Source organism: Stutzerimonas zhaodongensis (assembly GCF_003696365.1).
GTDB classification, from domain to species: Bacteria; Pseudomonadota; Gammaproteobacteria; order Pseudomonadales; family Pseudomonadaceae; genus Stutzerimonas; species Stutzerimonas zhaodongensis.
On sequence record NZ_RFFM01000002.1, the window covers coordinates 471,362 to 491,025 of the forward strand.

23 protein-coding genes are annotated in these 19,664 nt (G+C 57.0%); 2 read left to right on the forward strand and 21 right to left on the reverse strand.

Translation table 11 applies throughout. The features are described 5' to 3' along the window. Positions 1 to 60: 60 nt before the first annotated feature. The 4 genes from EA797_RS10560 to EA797_RS10575 all read right to left on the reverse strand — a co-directional run bounded on the left by EA797_RS10560 (position 61) and on the right by EA797_RS10575 (position 2,877). Complete coding sequence (locus EA797_RS10560; RefSeq protein ID WP_122165159.1) at positions 61 to 627, reverse strand: DUF1285 domain-containing protein; 567 nt, start codon at positions 625 to 627, stop codon at positions 61 to 63. Between the two features lie 9 nt (positions 628 to 636). Next, positions 637 to 1,239: a DUF4823 domain-containing protein gene (locus tag EA797_RS10565; protein ID WP_122165160.1), complete on the reverse strand. Its 603-nt coding sequence runs from the start codon at positions 1,237 to 1,239 to the stop codon at positions 637 to 639. A gap of 77 nt (positions 1,240 to 1,316) precedes the next feature. Then, positions 1,317 to 2,207: a radical SAM protein gene (locus EA797_RS10570; RefSeq protein WP_122165161.1), complete on the reverse strand. Its 891-nt coding sequence runs from the start codon at positions 2,205 to 2,207 to the stop codon at positions 1,317 to 1,319. Between the two features lie 49 nt (positions 2,208 to 2,256). Next, complete coding sequence (locus EA797_RS10575; protein ID WP_122165162.1) at positions 2,257 to 2,877, reverse strand: TetR/AcrR family transcriptional regulator; 621 nt, start codon at positions 2,875 to 2,877, stop codon at positions 2,257 to 2,259. A gap of 71 nt (positions 2,878 to 2,948) precedes the next feature. On the opposite strand from EA797_RS10575, the gene EA797_RS10580 reads away from it, so the two are divergent. Beyond that, positions 2,949 to 4,082, forward strand: coding sequence for an aminotransferase class V-fold PLP-dependent enzyme (locus EA797_RS10580; protein ID WP_122165163.1), 1,134 nt, complete (start codon positions 2,949 to 2,951; stop codon positions 4,080 to 4,082). 219 nt (positions 4,083 to 4,301) lie between these two features. Here the strand turns inward: EA797_RS10580 and EA797_RS10585 are convergent, their stop codons facing one another. The 14 genes from EA797_RS10585 to EA797_RS10650 form a co-directional block, all read right to left on the reverse strand. Beyond that, positions 4,302 to 5,699, reverse strand: a complete 1,398-nt coding sequence (locus tag EA797_RS10585) for an amino acid permease (RefSeq protein ID WP_122165164.1) — start codon at positions 5,697 to 5,699, stop codon at positions 4,302 to 4,304. A 183-nt stretch (positions 5,700 to 5,882) separates the two neighbouring features. Next, entirely contained in the window at positions 5,883 to 6,668 is a 786-nt protein-coding gene (locus EA797_RS10590) for a TatD family hydrolase (RefSeq protein WP_122165165.1), read from the reverse strand. Between the two features lie 105 nt (positions 6,669 to 6,773). Then, positions 6,774 to 7,130 carry a PilZ domain-containing protein gene (locus EA797_RS10595; protein WP_019342489.1) on the reverse strand — a complete coding sequence of 119 codons (357 nt, stop codon included), beginning with the start codon at positions 7,128 to 7,130 and terminating at the stop codon, positions 6,774 to 6,776. A gap of 31 nt (positions 7,131 to 7,161) precedes the next feature. Continuing rightward, on the reverse strand, positions 7,162 to 8,184 hold the full coding sequence (locus tag EA797_RS10600) for a DNA polymerase III subunit delta' (RefSeq protein ID WP_122165166.1): 1,023 nt from the start codon (positions 8,182 to 8,184) through the stop codon (positions 7,162 to 7,164). After that, positions 8,144 to 8,776: a dTMP kinase gene (gene tmk, locus EA797_RS10605; RefSeq protein WP_122165167.1), complete on the reverse strand. Its 633-nt coding sequence runs from the start codon at positions 8,774 to 8,776 to the stop codon at positions 8,144 to 8,146. The genes EA797_RS10600 and tmk overlap by 41 nt, the downstream gene beginning before the upstream one ends. After that, entirely contained in the window at positions 8,773 to 9,837 is a 1,065-nt protein-coding gene (gene mltG / locus EA797_RS10610) for an endolytic transglycosylase MltG (RefSeq protein ID WP_122165168.1), read from the reverse strand. Before mltG ends, tmk begins: the two co-directional genes overlap by 4 nt. Further along, on the reverse strand, positions 9,834 to 10,649 hold the full coding sequence (gene pabC, locus EA797_RS10615; RefSeq protein WP_122166238.1) for an aminodeoxychorismate lyase: 816 nt from the start codon (positions 10,647 to 10,649) through the stop codon (positions 9,834 to 9,836). Before pabC ends, mltG begins: the two co-directional genes overlap by 4 nt. 2 nt (positions 10,650 to 10,651) lie before the next feature. Beyond that, complete coding sequence (gene fabF / locus EA797_RS10620) at positions 10,652 to 11,896, reverse strand: beta-ketoacyl-ACP synthase II (RefSeq protein ID WP_122165169.1); 1,245 nt, start codon at positions 11,894 to 11,896, stop codon at positions 10,652 to 10,654. A gap of 179 nt (positions 11,897 to 12,075) precedes the next feature. Continuing rightward, on the reverse strand, positions 12,076 to 12,312 hold the full coding sequence (gene acpP, locus EA797_RS10625) for an acyl carrier protein (RefSeq protein WP_003283670.1): 237 nt from the start codon (positions 12,310 to 12,312) through the stop codon (positions 12,076 to 12,078). Positions 12,313 to 12,502: 190 nt separating this feature from the next. Continuing rightward, positions 12,503 to 13,246: a 3-oxoacyl-ACP reductase FabG gene (gene fabG / locus EA797_RS10630; RefSeq protein ID WP_122165170.1), complete on the reverse strand. Its 744-nt coding sequence runs from the start codon at positions 13,244 to 13,246 to the stop codon at positions 12,503 to 12,505. A gap of 14 nt (positions 13,247 to 13,260) precedes the next feature. Further along, positions 13,261 to 14,199, reverse strand: a complete 939-nt coding sequence (fabD, locus tag EA797_RS10635; RefSeq protein ID WP_122165171.1) for an ACP S-malonyltransferase — start codon at positions 14,197 to 14,199, stop codon at positions 13,261 to 13,263. A 58-nt stretch (positions 14,200 to 14,257) separates the two neighbouring features. Beyond that, positions 14,258 to 15,325 (reverse strand): phosphate acyltransferase PlsX, encoded by a 1,068-nt coding sequence (gene plsX / locus EA797_RS10640; RefSeq protein WP_122165172.1) that lies wholly within the window; start codon positions 15,323 to 15,325, stop codon positions 14,258 to 14,260. A 3-nt stretch (positions 15,326 to 15,328) separates the two neighbouring features. Continuing rightward, positions 15,329 to 15,511 carry a 50S ribosomal protein L32 gene (gene rpmF, locus EA797_RS10645; protein ID WP_019342480.1) on the reverse strand — a complete coding sequence of 61 codons (183 nt, stop codon included), beginning with the start codon at positions 15,509 to 15,511 and terminating at the stop codon, positions 15,329 to 15,331. Between the two features lie 12 nt (positions 15,512 to 15,523). Continuing rightward, on the reverse strand, positions 15,524 to 16,051 hold the full coding sequence (locus tag EA797_RS10650) for a YceD family protein (RefSeq protein WP_122165173.1): 528 nt from the start codon (positions 16,049 to 16,051) through the stop codon (positions 15,524 to 15,526). Between the two features lie 105 nt (positions 16,052 to 16,156). Here EA797_RS10650 and EA797_RS10655 point away from each other — a divergent pair, with 105 nt between their 5' ends. Continuing rightward, the gene (locus EA797_RS10655; protein WP_122165174.1) at positions 16,157 to 16,735 is read left to right on the forward strand and encodes a Maf family protein; all 579 of its coding nucleotides are present in this window, start codon (positions 16,157 to 16,159) and stop codon (positions 16,733 to 16,735) included. A gap of 15 nt (positions 16,736 to 16,750) precedes the next feature. Here EA797_RS10655 and EA797_RS10660 read toward each other — a convergent pair whose 3' ends face one another. Genes EA797_RS10660 through rluC form a run of 3 tightly spaced genes read right to left on the reverse strand, consistent with a single transcriptional unit; the run spans position 16,751 to position 19,359 of the window. Then, a complete protein-coding gene (locus EA797_RS10660; RefSeq protein ID WP_122166240.1) occupies positions 16,751 to 17,734 on the reverse strand; it encodes a S49 family peptidase in 984 nt (327 codons plus the stop codon). Next, positions 17,727 to 18,413, reverse strand: coding sequence for an HAD-IA family hydrolase (locus tag EA797_RS10665; protein WP_122165175.1), 687 nt, complete (start codon positions 18,411 to 18,413; stop codon positions 17,727 to 17,729). Before EA797_RS10665 ends, EA797_RS10660 begins: the two co-directional genes overlap by 8 nt. Further along, a complete protein-coding gene (gene rluC, locus EA797_RS10670) occupies positions 18,406 to 19,359 on the reverse strand; it encodes a 23S rRNA pseudouridine(955/2504/2580) synthase RluC (RefSeq protein ID WP_122165176.1) in 954 nt (317 codons plus the stop codon). Before rluC ends, EA797_RS10665 begins: the two co-directional genes overlap by 8 nt. Between the last annotated feature and the right edge of the window lie 305 nt (positions 19,360 to 19,664).

The following is a 19,664-nucleotide window of genomic DNA, read 5'->3' on the forward strand; positions in this document are numbered from 1 at the left end:
CGCGCCAGACCAAAGTCGGCCGCATTGCTTATCGACCCAGGATCACCAAGCGTTCAGACATCACTCGGCACGACCGATCGGGAAGAACTGGCCTTGGCTCCACACGCCTAACCACTTGGCTCCGTCGATTTCTCGCGGCTCGGCCAGCTCTACCAGCTGGTAAAAGACGTTGCGATGAATCAACGCTTCCAAGTTAGCCCGCACATGTACGTAAGGGGCTGGCTCCTGGGTTTCTGGATCGATCTCGACCCGCATCGGATGCGCCTCCCCAGCTTCGGTCTCATCACCTACATTGGTGACGAAGCGCAACACCTGAGCCTCGCCGCTGCCCTCGGCAATCAGCTCAACCGCCACGAAGGGCGCATCGTCGACCGTGATACCCACTTTTTCTACCGGCGTTACCAGGAAGTAATCATCGCCGTCCCGCCGAATAACCGTTGAAAAAAGCCGCACCATGGCGGGGCGCCCTATCGGTGTGCCTTGATAGAACCAGCTGCCATCACGCGCGATTCGCATGTCAAGATCGCCGCAAAAGGGCGGGTTCCAGAGGTGAACAGGCGGCAATCCCTTGTTTTCTGTTTGAGGAATCTGGCCCAGCAGATTCGCGGCTTTTCCGGCATCGTTCATGTGCGCTCCTTAGCGACTGAGACCTGTCAGGCGCCTCGCATAATCGCGCAGCGGCGGTCCTAACAGGAGTTGCGGCGTTGCGTCATAGATATTCAAAAGCCCGCCTCGGCTGCGGATTCGTGCTGTATCGACCAGATACCGAGAGCCGGTCTCGATCAGCATCAACTGCACCACACTGGTGTCGACGCCAAGGCGATCCAGTGCCCGCTGATCGTCGAGCTCATCGAAACTGCCAATGCGGTCGTCCGCGGCGGCAAATCGCGTATACAACAAGTAATGGGCACCAGCAGCTGCCGCCTGGTTCAATGCCTCATCCAATCCGGCCGGATCGGGCGCGCGCCTCACCAGAGGAAAGTACTCTACGAATCCCTTGAACGCTTCTTCAGCGACCACGTTTGGCCGGGGGTAGGCATTTCCCGGAGGGACGAAATGGCCTTGGGCAATGTAGATGAAGGAGTCGGGCTGCAATCGCCATGACGCCGACCTGACGGTCTCGCTGTGGTCCAGAATGCCGGCGTCGCGCAGCTGATGGCGAGTACCCTCTGCCATGTCGCTTACCTTCATGCAGCCGCTCAGTACCAGCGCAGCCACGATAAGGCTAAACACTTTCATCTCATGCTCCTGACGTGACGGAAAACCGACGATTACCGAAGCAATGCAGCAAACACGCCAGTTTGCCAAATGAAGTCTTATAGCCCGCGTTGCCACTCCTGGCGTAGCGATGCACGGCCCGGGTCCTCGATAGCCTGGCGCACCTGCGCCAGCAGCGCTTGCTTGTCTCGGCCGAGCGTTCCTTTGAGTACCAGATAGTTCGACGCGTGATCACTGCGGAACACGGTGTCGCGGAGTTCCAGGGAGTGCAGCAGGGTTTGCAGCTCGGCGAACAACGCCTGACGGTCGAGCGGCTCGAAATCTGCGAATCCTTCGCGGAAACGCGACTCGCCACCTGGGAAGGTTACGACAAGTGTCGACAGGTATTCGGGCTGTGCCTGGTTCATCAATCGGGCGGAGTTCAACGCATGCTGTTCGCTGAAGGTCTTACCGCCCAGGCCGTTAAGTATCATCACGGACCGCGTGATGCCCGCCTGTTGCAGCTTGTCCAACGCGCTGAGCGTCGATTCGTAGGTCTCACCCTTATTGACCCGAGCCAGCACCTCGTCGTCGCCAGACTCCGCACCAACGTAGGCCATCTTGAGGCCCGCATCGGCAAGCTCCTTAAGTTCGTCGACCGACTTTTTGCGCAGGTTCCGCGGCAGGCAATAGCTTGAAACGCGCTCGACATCGGGCAGATGTGTTTGGATCTGCTGGAGAATATTGAGCAATCGACGAGTCGGCAGGACCAGAGCATCACCGTCGGCGAGAAAAACGCGCTGGACGATCAAACGTTCGCCGCATCGCCGGATTTCTTCAAGCACCTGCTCTTCGTCACGCGCACGGAATTTCTTTTGCGGCTGCACATACATCTCGCAGAAGCTGCAGCGATTCCATGAGCATCCGTTGGTAACTGGCAAGATCAGCGAATGAGCTTCACTTGGCGGCCGGAACACCGGCTCGATATAGCTGATAGGAAATGTGCTCATCGGGTGGACTCCCGCCTCGTCAGGCACTGATCGTCGCAGAGCAGGGCTGCTAGTCTCGCTTGCGCTTGTTGCCCATACGCACGCCGATATCCATCAGAAACTGGAAGAAGCCTTCCTGATCCTCCAGCACGTTGCTCCAGAACGGCGAGTGATAGAGCGCGACTGCGCCATGCACCAGCGCCCAAGCCGCGCAGTAATGGAAATAAGGTGGCACGTCCTCGAGCTTGCCTTCGGCGATGCGCCCTTTGATCAGCTGAGTCAGGTGTTCGAAGTTGGACGCCCGGATCCGGTGGAGTTCTTCAACCATCTCCGGCACCTGGTTGCCCTTCACAACCTTCTCCTCGAGACGATCGAACAGGCGATAGCGTTGAGGGTCGCCCATGCGGAATTCGAAGTAGGCGCGAGAGAGGGCCTCCTTGTCCTGATCCAGGCTAGGAGAGTGCAACAGTTCATTCAAATCTCGCTCGTAGTCGAGCATCAGCCGTAGATATATCTCGGCCTTGGATTTGAAGTGCTTGTAGATGGTGCCTTTGCCGATTCCCACCTTGTCGGCGATCATCTCGACAGTGACGCTGTCTTCCCCCTGATCAAGGAATAACTGGAGCGCCGTATCGAGAATCTCTTGTTCGCGACGGCGAAATTCGCGGACCTTACGGGATTCATTTTGCATAAGAGGCTGCGGAGTGAAATCGAAGCAGAAGATTATGCCTGTTTAGTCAAAAAAAGCACGGAACATCGCCCATGAGTACAGTGAATGACGAATTTCCCCAGATCGACGGCATGCGGTACCTGAATCACGCCGCCGTTGCCCCGTGGCCACGCCGAGCGAGCGAGGCAGTGATCGCCTTCGCTCAACAGAATATGACTATCGGCGCACGCGATTACCCGCAGTGGCTCACTGTCGAAAATAGGCTGCGTGATCGACTGGTCAGATTGCTTAATGCACCCAGCTCTGCAGACGTAGCCTTGGTCAAGAACACCTCCGAAGCGCTCTCGTTCGTGGCATTCGGCCTGGATTGGAAACCCGGCGACCAGATCGTTATCAGTGACGAGGAGTTTCCTTCCAATCGAGTGGTATGGGAGGCGCTGCGGTCCCAGGGGGTGGAGGTCATTCAGGTCAGTCTCAAAAGCGGTGATCCCGAAAGCGCTTTGCTGACCGCATGCGGACCAAAGGTGCGTTTGCTCGCAGTCAGCGCCGTACAGTACGCCAGCGGTATAAGGCTGGATCTGGCACGACTTGGAACGGGCTGCGAACAACGCGGTGTTCTTTTCTGTATCGACGCAATCCAGCAACTCGGCGCCCTGCCCTTCGATGTCCAGGAGTATCGCTGTGCGTTCGCCATGGCAGACGGGCACAAATGGATGCTCGGCCCCGAGGGCCTCGGTGTCTTCTATTGTCGCAGCGACTTGCGTGAGCAGCTCAAGCTTCATGAGTACGGGTGGCACATGCTCGAGCATGCGGGCGATTACGACCGCAGTGATTGGCAGCCGGCGTCGAGCGCGCGCCGCTTCGAATGCGGCAGTCCTAATCTGCTTGGCGCCATGGCGCTGGATGCCAGCCTTTCGCTGCTGGAAGAAGTTGGCATGTCGGCCGTGGGAAAGGCATTGACTGAACGCATCGAACATTTCCAGCGCGAGCTTTCAAGCATGCAGGGTATTGAGCTTCTAAGCCCCGCCAATCCACAAAGACGCGCCGGAATTATCACTTTCAGGGTCGACGACTGGGAGAACTCGACACTATTTCAACGGCTCAAAACGGAACAGATTGTCTGCGCGCAACGTGGCGGCGGTATCAGACTCTCGCCGCATTTTTATACCACTTCTGAGGTAATCGAGCAGACTCTGGAGGTGGTTCGCAGCCTCGTCTCGAAGTGAGAAATCAAGGCACGCGCAGCTATTCCAAATCCGTTTTAAAAAGCTGCGAATTGGCCGGCAGAGTGACTTATCCCGACCAATACTTCAGTTACTGGCCGTGCAGTCCCCCCAATGCCCGGCCAGCTGAGGGAGCGAGGAACGTGACCTCATACTCCTAATGGTCTTGACCCGGCTTCTCTTAGACGCCGGGTTTTTTTTGCCCAGCGTGGAGCAGACCTCTCAGCTAAGAGTGAAGCGCTTGCTTGTCAGCCGTATCCGAAAGCAGAACCAGATAAACAACACCCAGAACGGGATAGCGATGATAGATGTACGCAGCCCTGGCATCGACAACATGATAACCGCGATGAAAACCACGAATGCCAGGCACAAGTAATTGCTGAACGGAAACCAGAAGGCCTTGAAGGAAGGCTCGATGCCTTGTGATCGCATCGACTTGCGGAATTTCAGATGTGCCAGGCTGATCATCGCCCAATTGATCAGCAAAGCCGCGACCACCAACGACATCAATAGCTCAAGCGCACCCTGAGGCAGCAGGTAATTGACCAGCACGCAGAGCATGGTAACCAACGCCGAAAGCGCGATGGCCAGCACAGGAACGCCGCGACGGTTCACGCTCATGAACACCTTCGGCGCATCGCCCTGCTCGGCCAGTCCATATAGCATGCGGCTATTGCAGTACACGCCACTGTTGTAAACGGACAAGGCGGCAGTAAGCACCACGAAATTGAGAATGTGAGCCGCCGTATCACTGCCAATCAATGAAAAGATCTGCACGAAAGGGCTGCCACTATAGGGGTCGCCTGCAGAGCCAAGTGTTTGCAGCAAACTGTCCCAAGGGTAAAGAGCGAGCAGCACGCTAAGCGCACCGATATAGAAGATCAGGATTCGATAGACGACCTGATTGATGGCCTTCGGGATGACGGTTTTCGGATCGGACGCTTCGGCGGCCGTTATCCCGACCAACTCCAGCCCACCAAATGAAAACATGATGATCGCCAGCGCCATGACCATCCCGCTGATGCCATTGGGAAAGAATCCGCCGTGACTCCAGAGATTGCTGAAGCTGGCCTGTTCTCCCCCGCGACCACTCAGTAACAGATACAGACCCAGCGCAATCATGCCAATGATGGCGCCGACCTTGATGATGGCGAACCAGAACTCGGTTTCGCCAAAGGTTCGGACGTTGACGAGGTTGATCAGATTGATCAACACGAAAAATGCCGCTGCGGTTGCCCACGTCGGCACGTCTGGCCACCAGAACTGCACATACTTCCCAACGGCTGTCAGCTCGGCCATTCCGACCAGCACGTAGAGTACCCAGTAGTTCCAACCGGAAAGAAAGCCGGCATACGGCGTCCAGTATTTATGAGCGAAATGGCTGAAAGAGCCGGCTACAGGCTCTTCGACGATCATCTCTCCAAGCTGACGCATGATCAGAAAGGCGATCATGCCACCGATGGCGTAGCCAAGAATCATTGACGGCCCGGCGCTGCGTAGCACACCCGCCGAACCCAGAAAAAGGCCCGTACCAATGGCTCCACCCAGAGCGATCAATTGAATATGTCGGTTCTTCAGGCCGCGCTGAAGCGGTCCGGTGCGCAGCGTTTCGCTGGACATGGCGTCACCTTATCTGGTCTGTGACGAATGATTGCCGAGCCCCGGATATGCAACAGGCCGATTCAAGCTCAATCGGCACGTCGACGCTGCAACGGTCGCGGGGTGGTATCGAAGCGGCGCGGATTGTACACGCACGAACGAGCCGTGGCTTGGCTATCACAAAGCTGCGACTGGGCACCGCATCTAGGGATTGATCCGAGCCTGGGGAAAGAGCCGCTTGAAATTAGCGGTGGTCTGCGATGCCAACGACTCGAAGTCAACGCCACGCCAATCGGCCAGGAACTCTGCAACTTCACGCACGTACTGCGGCAGATTCGATTTGCCGCGATAGGGTATTGGCGCCAGGTAGGGCGAATCCGTTTCCACCAGCAGCCGATCGGCAGGTATCCGGCGAGCGACGTCTCGCAGCGCATCGGCATTGCGAAACGTAACGATGCCGGACAGCGAAATATAGAAACCGAGATCCAGCGCGGCCTTGGCCATGTTCCAATCTTCCGTGAAACAGTGCAATACGCCGGCCTGGGGCAGCGCTGCCTCGCGAAGCAGATCGAGCGTGTCAGAGCGTGCGGCGCGGGTATGGACGATGACTGGCTTGCCGCAGATCCGCGCAGCCTCCAGATGCAGGCGAAAGGACTGCTGCTGCAGTGCTGCAGCTTCAGGCTCGTAATGATAGTCGAGCCCGGTCTCACCGATTGCCACAACCCCAGGTGCGTCCAGCTCGCTGAGCAACCACTCCAGCGCGGGTTCGGTGCCTGGCTCCAGATCCAGCGGGTGGACACCTACTGAACAGTCGACGTCCTCATAGCGCTGAGCAAGTGCTTTGACCGCGGCGGTGTTTTCCGCACTCACGCCGATGCACAGGAAATGCCCCACACCTCGCTGACGTGCTGCATCCAAAGCCGTGTCGAGACAGCCGCCGTGTATGGAAAGATCGAGACGATCAAGGTGGCAGTGCGAATCTACCAACATGGAAAAAACACCTGAAACGAAAGCGCGTAATTGTAAGGCAAAGATTGCCAATAAGTCGCATTCAGCTGTCGTTGATGTTGGAGGGGTAAAGGGGGAGGCAGGCGCTTACATTGTGTGGGTTGGGCGATCTGACTTCATCGCTCCGGCAAGATAGGTTTCGATTTTGTTTCGAGCAGTGGAGTCACCCTCGTTGAACTGCACACCGACCCCAGCCGCCCGATTGCCCTGTGCGCCTTTAGGCGTAATCCAGACGACCTTGCCCGCAACGGGAATTTTTTCCGGTTCGTCCATCAGGCTGAGAAGCATGAATACTTCATCGCCAAGCTTGTAGCTCTTGTTGGTTGGGATGAACAATCCACCATGTTTGATGAAGGGCATGAACGCCGCATACAGAACGGACTTGTCTTTGATGGTCAAGGACAGGATTCCGTTACGCGGACCAAGGTTTGCAGGCAAGCTCATGCGGTATTCCTAACAACAATTCCGGTGGATTCTAGCTTGGCCCGGGCAAGCTTGCCCACTGCACCAACAGCGCTTCGAGAAGCAAGACACGGTTGAGGTTTGCTTTGCCCAGCACTTTCTGCCGATGGGCCAACAACCAGTCTTGGAACGCCAGCAGCTTGGCCGCCGAGGTTTTCTGCCCTAGATACTGAATGACCTTTTGCATATCGGCAGCGCCGAGCTCAGCTTTATCGCCGGCCATCTGAAAACGCAGTATCAGGTGGGCCCATTCGCAGAACCAGTCGAATAACAACATAAGCGGTAGCGGATTCCAGGCCTCGGCAAGCTGGCTCGGCGACTGCTGCCGTTTCAGGAGGTTCTTCACCCCTTCCACAACCTGCATACGCATCGCGAGCACTCCGACGCCATGAAGCTTGAGCGCCGCCAGAGGCGAGTTGGCTGCGAGGGTCAATAGCTCTTCCCGCTCACCCGAGGACAGGTCCGGAAGCTGGCCTGCGAGCCAATCCAGGCTCTGCTGGCGGCCCGGCAAAGGACAGGCCTGCTGGACGCAACGACTCTTGATGGTAGGCAGCAAGCGACTAGGCTGATGACTGATCAGCAACAGCACGGTATCGCCCGCAGGCTCTTCAAGGCTCTTGAGCAGGGCGTTGGCGGCGTTAAGGTTCATCGCTTCGGCCGGTTCGAGCAGAACAACCTTTCGCCCACCCAACTGGGCAGTCTGGGTAACGAATCCAACCAGCTGACGAACCTGATCGACACGAATCGCCTTATCGACCTCTTCTGGTTCGAGGATGTAGTGGTCGGGGTGAGTATGAGCTGCAAGTAACATGCAGCCCTTACAGCTTCCGCAGGCTCCGTGCGCATCCGGATGCTGGCACAGCAGGAGCGCCATCAGTTGCTCGGCCAGGGCACGTTTACCGATACCGGCCGGACCGTGCAGCAGATAGGCATGCGCATGCTGGTGACGGTTCGCCAGCAAGCTCCACAGGTCAGCCTGCCAAGGAAGAATGCCGTCAGCCAATTGCACGCTCCAGCAACACCGGGAGAAGTGCATCCAGATCCGACTGCACGGCTGATAAAGTCTGGCCTGCATCGATTATCCGGTAACGCTGAGCGTCCTGACGCGCTCGGGCGAGATAGGAGCCACGAACGGCCTGGAAAAAGTCCAACCCTTCCTGCTCGAACCTATCAAGGCGTCCACGCGCCGCAGCGCGACTCAAGCCAACCTCGACCGGTAAATCGAAAATGAGCGTCAGATCCGGCCGCATGTCACCCTGGACGAAATTTTCAAGTTGCTCGATGCGCTGAACCGAGAGCCCGCGACCTCCACCCTGGTAGGCGTAAGTAGCATCAGTGAATCTATCGCAGAGCACGATTGCGCCACGAGCCAAAGCGGGATGAATAACTTGAGCAATATGTTGCGCTCGCGCCGCGAATACCAGCAAAAGCTCTGTATCGCTATTCATCGTCTCGTCTGCAGGCGCCAACAGCAGCTCGCGGATGCGCTCAGCCAATGGTGTTCCACCAGGCTCACAAGTCAATACAACATCAAGGCCATTTTCGCGAAGCCGTTGTGCCAGATATTCACGATTGGTGCTCTTGCCCGCGCCTTCGGGGCCTTCAAGCGTAATAAAGAGACCTGTCATTGCACCGTCTCGGCCGGCGTAGCTTGCCGGGGTGGAGGGCTTGAGCGGTAATCGGCGCGGCGCTTGAGCTGATATTCACGTACGGCACGATTGTGTTCATCTAGTGAATTGCTGAACACATGGCTGCCATCACCTCGGGCGACGAAATAGAGGCTTTCGCCATCTACCGGGTGAAGGGCTGCATTGATTGCTTCGCGGCCAACCATAGCAATTGGCGTAGGGGGCAGCCCGCTATTGGTATAAGTGTTGTAAGGGGTCGGCTTGCGCAGGTCGTTGCGGGTGATGCGCCCACGATATTGCTCCCCCATGCCGTAGATAACGGTGGGATCGGTTTGCAGCAACATACCTTGGTCGAGGCGACGAACAAAAACACCGGCGATTTCACCACGCTCGGAAGGGACGCCGGTTTCTTTTTCTATGATCGAAGCCATGATAAGCGCCTCATAAGGGCTCTGATAAGGCAAGCCCTCGCTACGCTGCTGCCATTCCTCGGCTAACACCGTCTCAAGGCGAGCATACGCTCGCTGAAGCAGCTCAAGGTCGGTCACACCGCGGGTGAATCTGTAGGTATCGGGAAAGAAACGCCCTTCAGGGTGCAGATCCGGCTGGCCAAGCTTGGCCATCACCTCAGCATCCGATGCATCGCCCAGGGTCTGCTGGACGGTTGGCAAGGCGGCCAACGCTGCTCGGACCTGACGGAAATTCCACCCTTCGACAATGGTCAATGTGTGCTGAACAACCTCTCCCCGTTGCCAGAGCCGAATCATGTCATGCGCAGTCATGGCCGGACGCAGCTGATACTCGCCGCTATGCAGGGTGTATCCGGAAAACTTCAGTCGCCAATGCGCGCGCAACCAAAACGAGTCATTCAACACCCCTTCTCGCTCGAGCCGCTGAAACAGGCCGCTGGGTGTGTCTCCCGACTGGACTTCCAGCGTCTGGGCTTCGCTCAGCTGCAGTGGCTGTTCTAAAGCCGCATTGAGCTTCCAGAAGATCAAACCGAGAGCCAACGCAGCAATCAGAACAGCGCCAAGGAGCACAAAAGACAGTTTTCGAATCACGGATTGCTCGACAGATCAGCTACCAGACGCTGAAGTTTACGTGTGAGCGGACCTACCGACCAGACACTGGTCTCGAATTGCCGGACCGGCCAAACGCCATACAGGCTGTTGCACACAAATATTTCGTCGGCACCGAGCAGTCGCTCCATCGAGATATCCGTGATCTGTGTTTTCACACCAGCCTGGCTGGCTCTGTGGAGAAGCTCTTCACGCATCACTCCGGCGACCCCGCAGCGCTCAAGCGAAGGTGTAAGAAGCTCGCCCGCCTTGACGATGAAGAGATTACTGAAGACCCCCTCGACTACTCGACCAGTCATATCGCGCATCAGGCCCTCGGCATACGCCGAATCCTGCCATTCGGCCCGAGCAAGAACCTGTTCCAGGCGGTTAAGGTGCTTCAAACCGGCGAGAGCGGGCTGCTCAGCAAGGCGAGTCGAGCACGGATAAAGATGTACACCCTGCTCGGCGTAGGCTGGCGGATAGTTCGGAGAGGGTGAACCGAGCGTGATGACCCGAGGCAAAATGGGATTGGGCTGAGCATATCCTCGCCTTCCCTCTCCTCTGCTGACGATTAGCTTGGCGACACCTTCTGCTAGCTCAGCACTGAAGGTCGCGATCTGCTCGCGGACAACGTCAATATTGCAGGGAATACCTAAGCGCCGGCAGCCAAGCTCCAACCTTTGGAGGTGCCTGTCGAGAAGCTCAGGGCGGCCGCCTACAACCTTGATCGTTTCGAACAGGCCGTCTCCGTAAGCGAGCCCCCGATCATGGACAGACAACCCGTCAGCAGGCTGTCCGTCCACCCAGCACAGTGTCACTCCGCGAACCGGCGCAATACCAGCGAGCCGTTGGTACCACCGAAACCAAACGAGTTGGAAACGGCAACGTCGATGGTCCTCGGTTTAGCCTCATGCGGTACGAAGTCGAGGTCGCAGCCCTCGCCAGGCTCATCGAGGTTGATGGTGGGCGGCGCCACTTGGTCGCGAATGGCTAGTACGCTGAAAATCGCCTCGACGGCTCCCGCAGCACCTAGCAGGTGGCCGACCATGGACTTGGTCGAACTTACCGACAAATCATAAGCATGACTGCCAAAAACAGTTCTGATGGCAGCCGCCTCAGCCTTGTCACCGGCAGGGGTCGAGGTACCGTGAGCATTGATGTAGTGGACCTGTGCGGGATCTATTCGCGCGTCCTGGATCGCATTACGAATGCAACGAGCTGCGCCTGCACCGTCGTCTGGTGGCGACGTCATATGAAACGCATCCGCGCTCATACCGAAGCCGATCAGCTCCGCATAAATTTTTGCGCCGCGGGCCTTCGCATGCTCCAGCTCTTCCAGAACCAGCGCACCGGCGCCGTCGGACAATACAAAGCCATCCCGGTCCTTGTCCCAAGGGCGGCTCGCCGCGGCCGGATCTTCATTACGAGTCGACAACGCTCGGGCTGCTGCAAAACCGCCGATACCCAGTCCGCTTGCGGCCATTTCAGAGCCGCCAGCAATCATCACGTCCGCTTCGCCGTAGGCGATGTTGCGTGCTGCCATGCCAATGCAATGAGTACCGGTCGTACATGCAGTAGCGATGGCGTAATTGGGACCCTGCAGCCCTAGATGGATCGACAGAAAGCCCGAGACCATATTGATGATTGAGCCGGGAACGAAAAACGGCGAGATGCGCCGAGGACCTTGCTCTATTAGCGCCTTGCAGCTGCTTTCGATATTCGTCAAGCCGCCAATGCCGGAACCCATGGCTACGCCGATGCGCTCGCGATTGGCATCGGTGATTTCCAACCCGGAGTCACTGACCGCCTGGAAACTGGCTGCGAGGCCGTACTGAATGAAGAGGTCGAGCTTACGTGCCTCCTTTGCTGGCAGATATTGCTCAACATCGAAGTTCTTTACCGATCCGCCAAAACGAGTGGAGTAGGCGGAAAGGTCCATGTGCTCAATCAGGCCGATACCACTGCGGCCGGCGAGAATCCCCTGCCAGCTGCTTGGCACATCGTTACCCAACGGCGACAGCATGCCCATCCCGGTGATTACGACGCGTCTACGCGACACAGCATTCTCCTTGCATTATTCGCCACACTCGTCGCCGCCGGAATCTGCAACGGACAAGGAGTTGGCCTTCACAGACGGCGGCCGTTAAGCACAACCAGCTTTTTCAACTAACTCAAACAAAAGCCGCACTGCCCTGTTCAGGAGCAGTGCGGCTTACTGGTTCGAAGCAGGATTACAACTTATTGCGCGTGCGCGTTGATGTAATCGATAGCTTCTTGAACAGTGGTGATCTTCTCGGCCTGCTCGTCAGGGATTTCAGTTTCGAATTCCTCTTCCAGAGCCATCACCAGCTCAACGGTGTCAAGGGAGTCGGCACCCAGGTCTTCGACGAAGGAAGCGCTGTTGGTGACTTCCTCTTCTTTGACGCCAAGTTGCTCGGCAACGATTTTCTTGACGCGTTCTTCGATGGTGCTCATACCTTGTTTTCACTCCTATGGAAAAATCAGGCAGCTGGTCTGCGCGGTAGTGTATAGAAAGCGTTTTCCGCATTTCAAGCTGAAAGCGGGCAAGCATGACTCCGCTTTCAACCATCTGTCTATAACCAAACCGCAGTTTTATAACGAAACGGACCAGCCTTAATTACAGCAATATGCCTTGGACGTCACGTTAGCTCATATACATGCCGCCGTTCACCGGAACGGTTGCACCGGTAACGTAGCCAGCACCGTCTGAAGCGAGAAAAGCGACAACCTTGGCAATTTCTTCCGCTTGACCGAGACGTCCCAGAGGGATCTGCCCCAACAAAGCGTCACGCTGAGCTTCAGGAAGCTCACGAGTCATATCCGTATCGATGAAGCCAGGCGCAACGGCGTTGACCGTAATTCCCCGTGAACCGACTTCTCGCGCCAGCGCCCGACTGAAGCCCTCGAGCCCGGCCTTGGCTGCGGCGTAGTTTACCTGCCCGGCGTTGCCCATGGCACCCACCACCGAACCGATACTGATAATTCTGCCCCAGCGAGCTTTGGTCATGCCGCGCAGAACGCCTTTGGTAAGGCGATACAAGCTGTTGAGATTGGTGTTGATTACGTCATGCCATTCGTCATCCTTCATCCGCAACATGAGGTTATCGCGGGTGATGCCTGCGTTATTGACTAGAATCGCGGGCTGACCAAGATGCTGCTGAATATGCTCCAACGTGCTGGCAACGGACTCGTCGCTGGTAACATCAAGCACCAGGCCGGCGCCTTCTATGCCGTTCTGTTTCAATGTCTCAGCGATGCGCTCAGCACCCGATGAAGAAGTCGCAGTGCCGATCACTATCGCGCCTTGCCGGCCGAGCTCAAGCGCAATGGCCTGACCGATACCGCGGCTTGCACCGGTCACCAGAGCGACCTTGCCTTGCAGATTCATAAATATCTCCTAGTTCAGACCAGTGCACCGCGAGCCGCGGCGAAAGCTTCTGGGGTGTCCAGATTGTAAGTATTGATACCCTTTACGCAGCGCTTGTTAAGACCGGAGAGCACCTTACCCGGGCCGCACTCAACCAGGTGTGTAACCCCGCGCTCACCTAGCACTACAATAGTCTCGACCCAACGCACCGGACTGTAGAGCTGCGCCAAAAGGTTCTGCTTGAGGACTTCGAGATCAGAAACGATCTGGGCGCTGACATTCTGTACGAGCGGGATCTTGGGCGCTTGCCAGGCGGCTTGAGTGATTGCATCGGCAAAGCGATCGGCTGCAGGACGCATAAGATCACAATGCGACGGCACACTGACCGGCAGGGGCATTGCGCGCTTGGCTCCCTTGGCCTTGCAGACCTCGATAGCCCGCTCCACAGCCGCAACGCTGCCGGCAATGACGACCTGACCAGGTGCATTGAAGTTTACAGCGCTGACCACTTCACCCTGAGCCGCGTCACGGCAAGCGTCCAGGACGTCGCTGTCCTCTAGCCCGAGAATCGCCGCCATAGCGCCAGTCCCAACCGGCACAGCCTGCTGCATGAGCTGCCCGCGAAGTTCGACCAGTTTTACCGCATCGGAGAAGGGAAGACTGCCTGCCGCAACAAGTGCAGAGTACTCACCCAAGCTATGGCCTGCGACGAATTCTGGATTAGCACCACCCTCCGCCAACCACAAGCGCCATAGTGCGATAGATGCGGCAAGAATGGCGGGCTGGGTCTTGTCGGTCTGGTTCAACTGCTCCTCTGGACCTTGCTGACAAAGGGACCAGAGATCGTAGCCCAAGGCGGACGAGGCTTCGGCAAAGGTATCGATGATCAGAGGCTGTTGCGCCCCGTGTTCGGCCAGCATTCCAAGGGCTTGTGAACCCTGACCAGGGAAGACGAATGCAACTGATGCAGACATGAAACGCCTCTCTTATGGTTGTTCGTCAGAATATACGCCACGAGGGCGCACCAAATTTTCAGTTGGATGGCGAGCGTCCGCCCGTGGTCACATCGTCGCCGGCATTAATTGACCGACCGGTCACCAGCAGATGCTCAAGCTGGCTATGCAGCCGCTGTGGAAGGTTGTGCTCCAGATCCGTCGCTGCGCGCAGAATAGCTGAACGAAAGCCCTCGGCACCCGCACCCCCATGGCTTTTGACGACAATGCCCTGAAGGCCGAGAAAGCTAGCGCCGTTGTATCGGGCTGGGCGCAAGTCCGAGCGCAACTGACGTAATAGCGGAAGAGCTAGCACGCCTACGAGGCGTGAAACCACCGAGCGGCGAAAAAGCGCTTCAACACGCACTGCCACCATATGAGCCAAGCCTTCGCTGGACTTGAGAAGAATATTGCCCACAAAGCCATCACACACAGCAACGTCAGTTTCTCCACGAAACAGTCCGTCCCCTTCGATAAAACCTTGATAGTTGATATCGGCCCGCTGCAACAACCCAGCCGCTGCCTTGACCTGCTGATTCCCCTTTATCTCTTCGGTGCCGATATTCAACAACGAAACACGCGGCTGATCGATACCGAAGCTTTGTGCTGCAACCGACCCCATCACCGCAAACTGATAGAGCTGTTCGGCAGTGCAATCTACGTTCGCCCCAAGATCAAGCAGCAAACATGGTCCCTCTAGGGTAGGAATCGCAGTCATCATGGCCGGCCGATCTACACCAGGCAGGGTCTTGAGTATCTGCCTGGCGAGCGCCATAAGCGCCCCGGTATTGCCAGCGCTGACACAAGCCTGAGCTTTCCCATCACGCACCAACTCAAGCGCGAGCCGCATGGAGGCGCGTGGCTTAGATCGCAATACTTGGGCCGGACGCTCATCCATGCCAATCACTTCATCGGCATCGACAATTTGCAGGCGCGAGTAATCCACACCCGGGATTAGGGCGATGATTTCTTTAAGAATGGAGGATTGGCCAACTAGTGCCAGATGTAGCGAGGGGGTTTCGGCCAGACAGCGGAGACTCGCCGGAACAATGCAGTGGGGACCGAAGTCCCCACCCATTGCATCGATCGCTATGACCGGGGCAGACAAGATTTACTCGTCAGCGCCCTTGTCGATCACTTTACGACCACGGTAAAAACCTTCCGGGGAAACATGGTGGCGAAGGTGAACTTCACCAGTGCTTTTCTCTACGGACAGGGCGTTCGGCTCGAGCGCGTCATGGGAACGACGCATGTCACGGGCGGAACGGGATTTTTTGTTCTGCTGAACAGCCATTGGGATCAACTCCTAAACGTTTGGGTCACGCTTTAACTGAGCCAGTACGCTGAACGGGTTGGACCGCGATACCTCGTCCTCATTCGGCTCGGGCTCATCAGGCCCAGCCGGCGGCTGGCAAACTTCTTGGTCATGGAGTGGAACAATCGGAAGAGCAAGCAGAAGCTCCTCTTCAACCAGCGCCAGCAGATCCAGAGGATCCTCTCCCACTTCCAGCACGTCGTAGCCCTTAGGCAGGTGCTGACTGCTCGACCCTTCATTCACAACGGCATAGTCGCACTCGCTGTGGATGGGAAGAACAACCGGCTCCAGACAACGCTGGCAAATCATGGTGACCTCAACATCCAGCTCGCTGTGTATAACCACAGTGCGCTGCTCATCACGCCCGAAATCAAAACTGGCGCGCACCACACCTTTATCGTCCTCTAGAGGATCGACGAGCCGCTTCAGCTCAGACAGTTGCAGCTCACCCTTTAGGGCAGCCGCTCGGTCAGCGAGCTTGCGCGGATCAACGTGCGGAGGTATTGGTCCTTTCAACATAAGCGCGGCATTCTAGGGATGCGCCCCTCGACTGTCAAAGGAATTCAACCCCATAATTCAGGCCGACCGACAAGCAAACAGACACCTATATATAAAGGAAGGAAAATGCGTCGACTGCTTCTCGCATCAGGCTCTCCGTATCGGCGCGAGCTGCTTTCGCGCCTGCAACTGCCATTCGACTACCGCGCACCAGAGATAGATGAAACTGCCCGCCCCGACGAGTTGCCGGAGGAACTAGTGCGCCGGCTGGCGCGCGAGAAGGCTCAAGCGCTGATGGCGGGCCACCAGGATCACCTCATCATTGGCTCTGATCAAGTGGCCGTGTTAGAGCAGCGCATCCTGGGCAAACCCCACACTTTCGACCGAGCCAAGGAACAACTTCTGGCCTGCAGCGGAAAAAGTGTGGTTTTCATGACCGGACTAGCGCTGGTGGACAGCAGCAATGGGGCGTCGCGTGTCGACTGCATACGATATACCGTACACTTCAGGCCTCTCAATGAAGGTCAGATCGACCGCTACCTCAATGCCGAGCAACCTTTCGATTGCGCAGGAAGCTTCAAAGCCGAAGGCCTGGGAATCAGCTTGTTCCGCTCAACAGAGGGAGAGGATGTCACCAGCCTGGTGGGTTTACCCCTGATAAGGCTGGTCGACATGCTTAACGAAGCCGGAGTCCAAGTACCCTGATTTAGGCGCGCATAGCTAGCGAAGCTGCGGCCCTTGGAGTCCCATCCATAGAGCCAATTGGGAACCAACGCTCGCACCGAGCCTCTTGGTGAAACGGTCAAGGGCAGAGTCCTTCACGGTGAAATCCACGAGATTATCCTCCCCGATCACCTCTCGCGCCACGTAACTTGTACTTCCAAGCCCGTCGACCAATCCAAGCTCAAGGGCCTGCTCACCGGACCAGACCAGCCCTGAAAAGAGTTCAGGATGCTCAGCAATCTGCAGGCGCTCTCCACGGCCCTGCTTGACGCTATCGATGAACTGACGGTGCGTCGTAGCTAAGACACTACGCCAGAACTCAGACTCCTCGGGTTTTTCAGGCTGGAATGGATCGAGGAAGGCCTTGTGGTCGCCCGAGGTATACACCCGCCGCTCGACACCAAGTTTTTCCATAGTATCGACAAACCCAAAAGTCGCGGCCGTCACACCTATGGATCCTACGAGGCTCGACTTATCCGCATAGATTTCGTCAGCGGCGCTGGCAATATAGTAAGCACCGGAAGCCCCTAGATCAGTGATCACCGCATAGAGCTTTATATCGGGATGCTCGCCACGCAAGCGGCGAATTTCGTCGTATATGTAGCCTGACTGAACTGGGCTCCCTCCCGGACTGTTTATTCGCAGGACCACCCCTTTAGTACCCGAATCCTCGAACGCGTTGCGTAGCGCCCCGACGATGTTGTCCGCACTCGCGGACTCCTCGTCAGCAATCATTCCGCGCACATTGATGACCGCCGCGTGGCTGTCGCCCGTCGCCTTGCCATCACCCATTCGCAACAATGGCGAGAACATCAATAGCGCACCGAACAAATAAACGAACGTCAGCGATTTGAAGAAAATCCCCCAGCGCCGAGCGCGACGCTGCTCCTGAACACCCGCCAGCACGGTCTTCTCCAGCAGCTTCCAACTGTTGCGCTCTTCGCGCTCCTCCGAATCCGGTGCCTTCCAATCATCAGACATATGCAACAACCCCAGAATCCGCATCAGCGGAGCTCAGCCAGTCACCGAGCTCCGAAAAATGATTGATGGTCAGGCATGGCGAGCAGGCCTGCAGGACTTCGACCGGCTGCGCGCCATAGCAAACAGCAACGCTGTCCACCCCTGCCCGCCTGGCCATCTCGAGATCGAATACGGAGTCTCCGACCATAAGCGCCCGCTCAGGTCCGACCCCACAGTGCTCAAGAATCTCTAGAATCATAAGAGGATCGGGCTTGCTAGCCGTCTCATCAGCGCAACGAGCCACATCGAAATAATCACTCCAACCCTGCCCCGCCAGCGCCCTATCCAACCCCCGCCGACCTTTGCCAGTCGCGACTGCAAGCAGACAACCCTGACTCCGAAAAGCCTGGAGCGCCTGCGCAACCCCCGGAAACAGCGGTGACGGTTCTATTTCCAGCGAATGATAATGATCGGCATAAGCGCGACGAAACGCCTCAACCAGCTTCACATCATTGATATGCGGATAGAGCACAGCAATCGCTTCAGGCAAGCCCAGCCCAATGATTCCCCTTATGGCTTCTCCTTCAAGGATCGGCAAATCGCAACGAGATGCAGCGACCGTGATGGATTCAACGATGCGCCCGATCGAATCTACCAGCGTGCCATCCCAATCGAATATCAATAAATCGTATTTACTCACCCAACCTCTCCAGCGTACGGGCCCAGAGGTCATCGACCGGCGCTTCAAGGGACAGTTCACCGCCGTCCGGTAAAGGCACCTTCAGCGCATAGGCATGCAAAAACAGGCGTTTGCCGCCTAGATCGCGAATGACACTGGAGAATTCTTCATCGCCATACTTATTGTCCCCAGCGATGCTGTGGCCGGCATGACGGGCGTGGACCCTGATCTGATGAGTACGACCCGTTACAGGCTTCGCCTCGACCAGAGTGGCGAAGTCGCCAAAACGGCGTAGCACACGAAAAATCGTAAGCGCTTCCTTGCCATCATCAGTGACTTCCACCATTCGCTCACCCGAGCGCAGCGTGTTTTTCAGAAGAGGTGCATTGACCTGCTTCTTGCTGGTATCCCAACGCCCCCGCACAAGAGCCATATAACGCTTGTCCACGCCGTCACCGCGCAACTCCTGATGCAGATGCCGGAGCATGCTGCGCCTCTTGGCCACCATCAGCAGCCCTGAAGTGTCGCGATCCAGACGATGCACGAGCTCGAGCTCTTTCGCGTCAGGTCGCAACTGACGCAAGGCTTCGATCACTCCGAAACTGAGCCCGCTTCCTCCGTGCACCGCAATACCCGCAGGCTTGTTCAGTACGATCAGCGCCTTGTCCTCATAGACAATCGCTGCCTCCAGCCTCTCAAGAAGCCCTTGCGCCAGGGGAACCGGCTCATCCCTCTCGGCCAAACGCAGCGGTGGCACTCGCACAATGTCGCCTGCCTGTAACTTGTATTCAGGCTTGATTCTTCCTTTATTCACTCGCACTTCGCCTTTACGCAGGATGCGGTAAATAAGGGTCTTGGGCACACCCTTGAGCTGAGTACGAAGAAAGTTGTCGATGCGCTGGCCGGCAAGCTCCGGCGAGACCTCGAGCAATTGCACGCCAGAGGTCTGAGAGGGGGTATTGGTCATGCATGGATGATATCAATTTTCCCTTAATTGAAGCACTTAAACATTGCTGTTATAGTCCAGACGCCGCCAAAAGCGGTCAGGTCAAGGAATGCCAGCGAAGCCGCCATTCCAGGCCCAGCAATGTTCAAGGACGTGAGGCCGTCCGACGGTGCTTCTCTCAAGTAGCCGAAGCACTCGAAAAAAGCCTTGAAGACATGATGCGTGCCCCCGCAGGGGAATCGCGATAATCGATAACCCGCTCCCGGATTCTGCGAGCGGCACCCGATTTTCAAAGTATGAGTGTTGGGTGGAGATGTACAGCCATC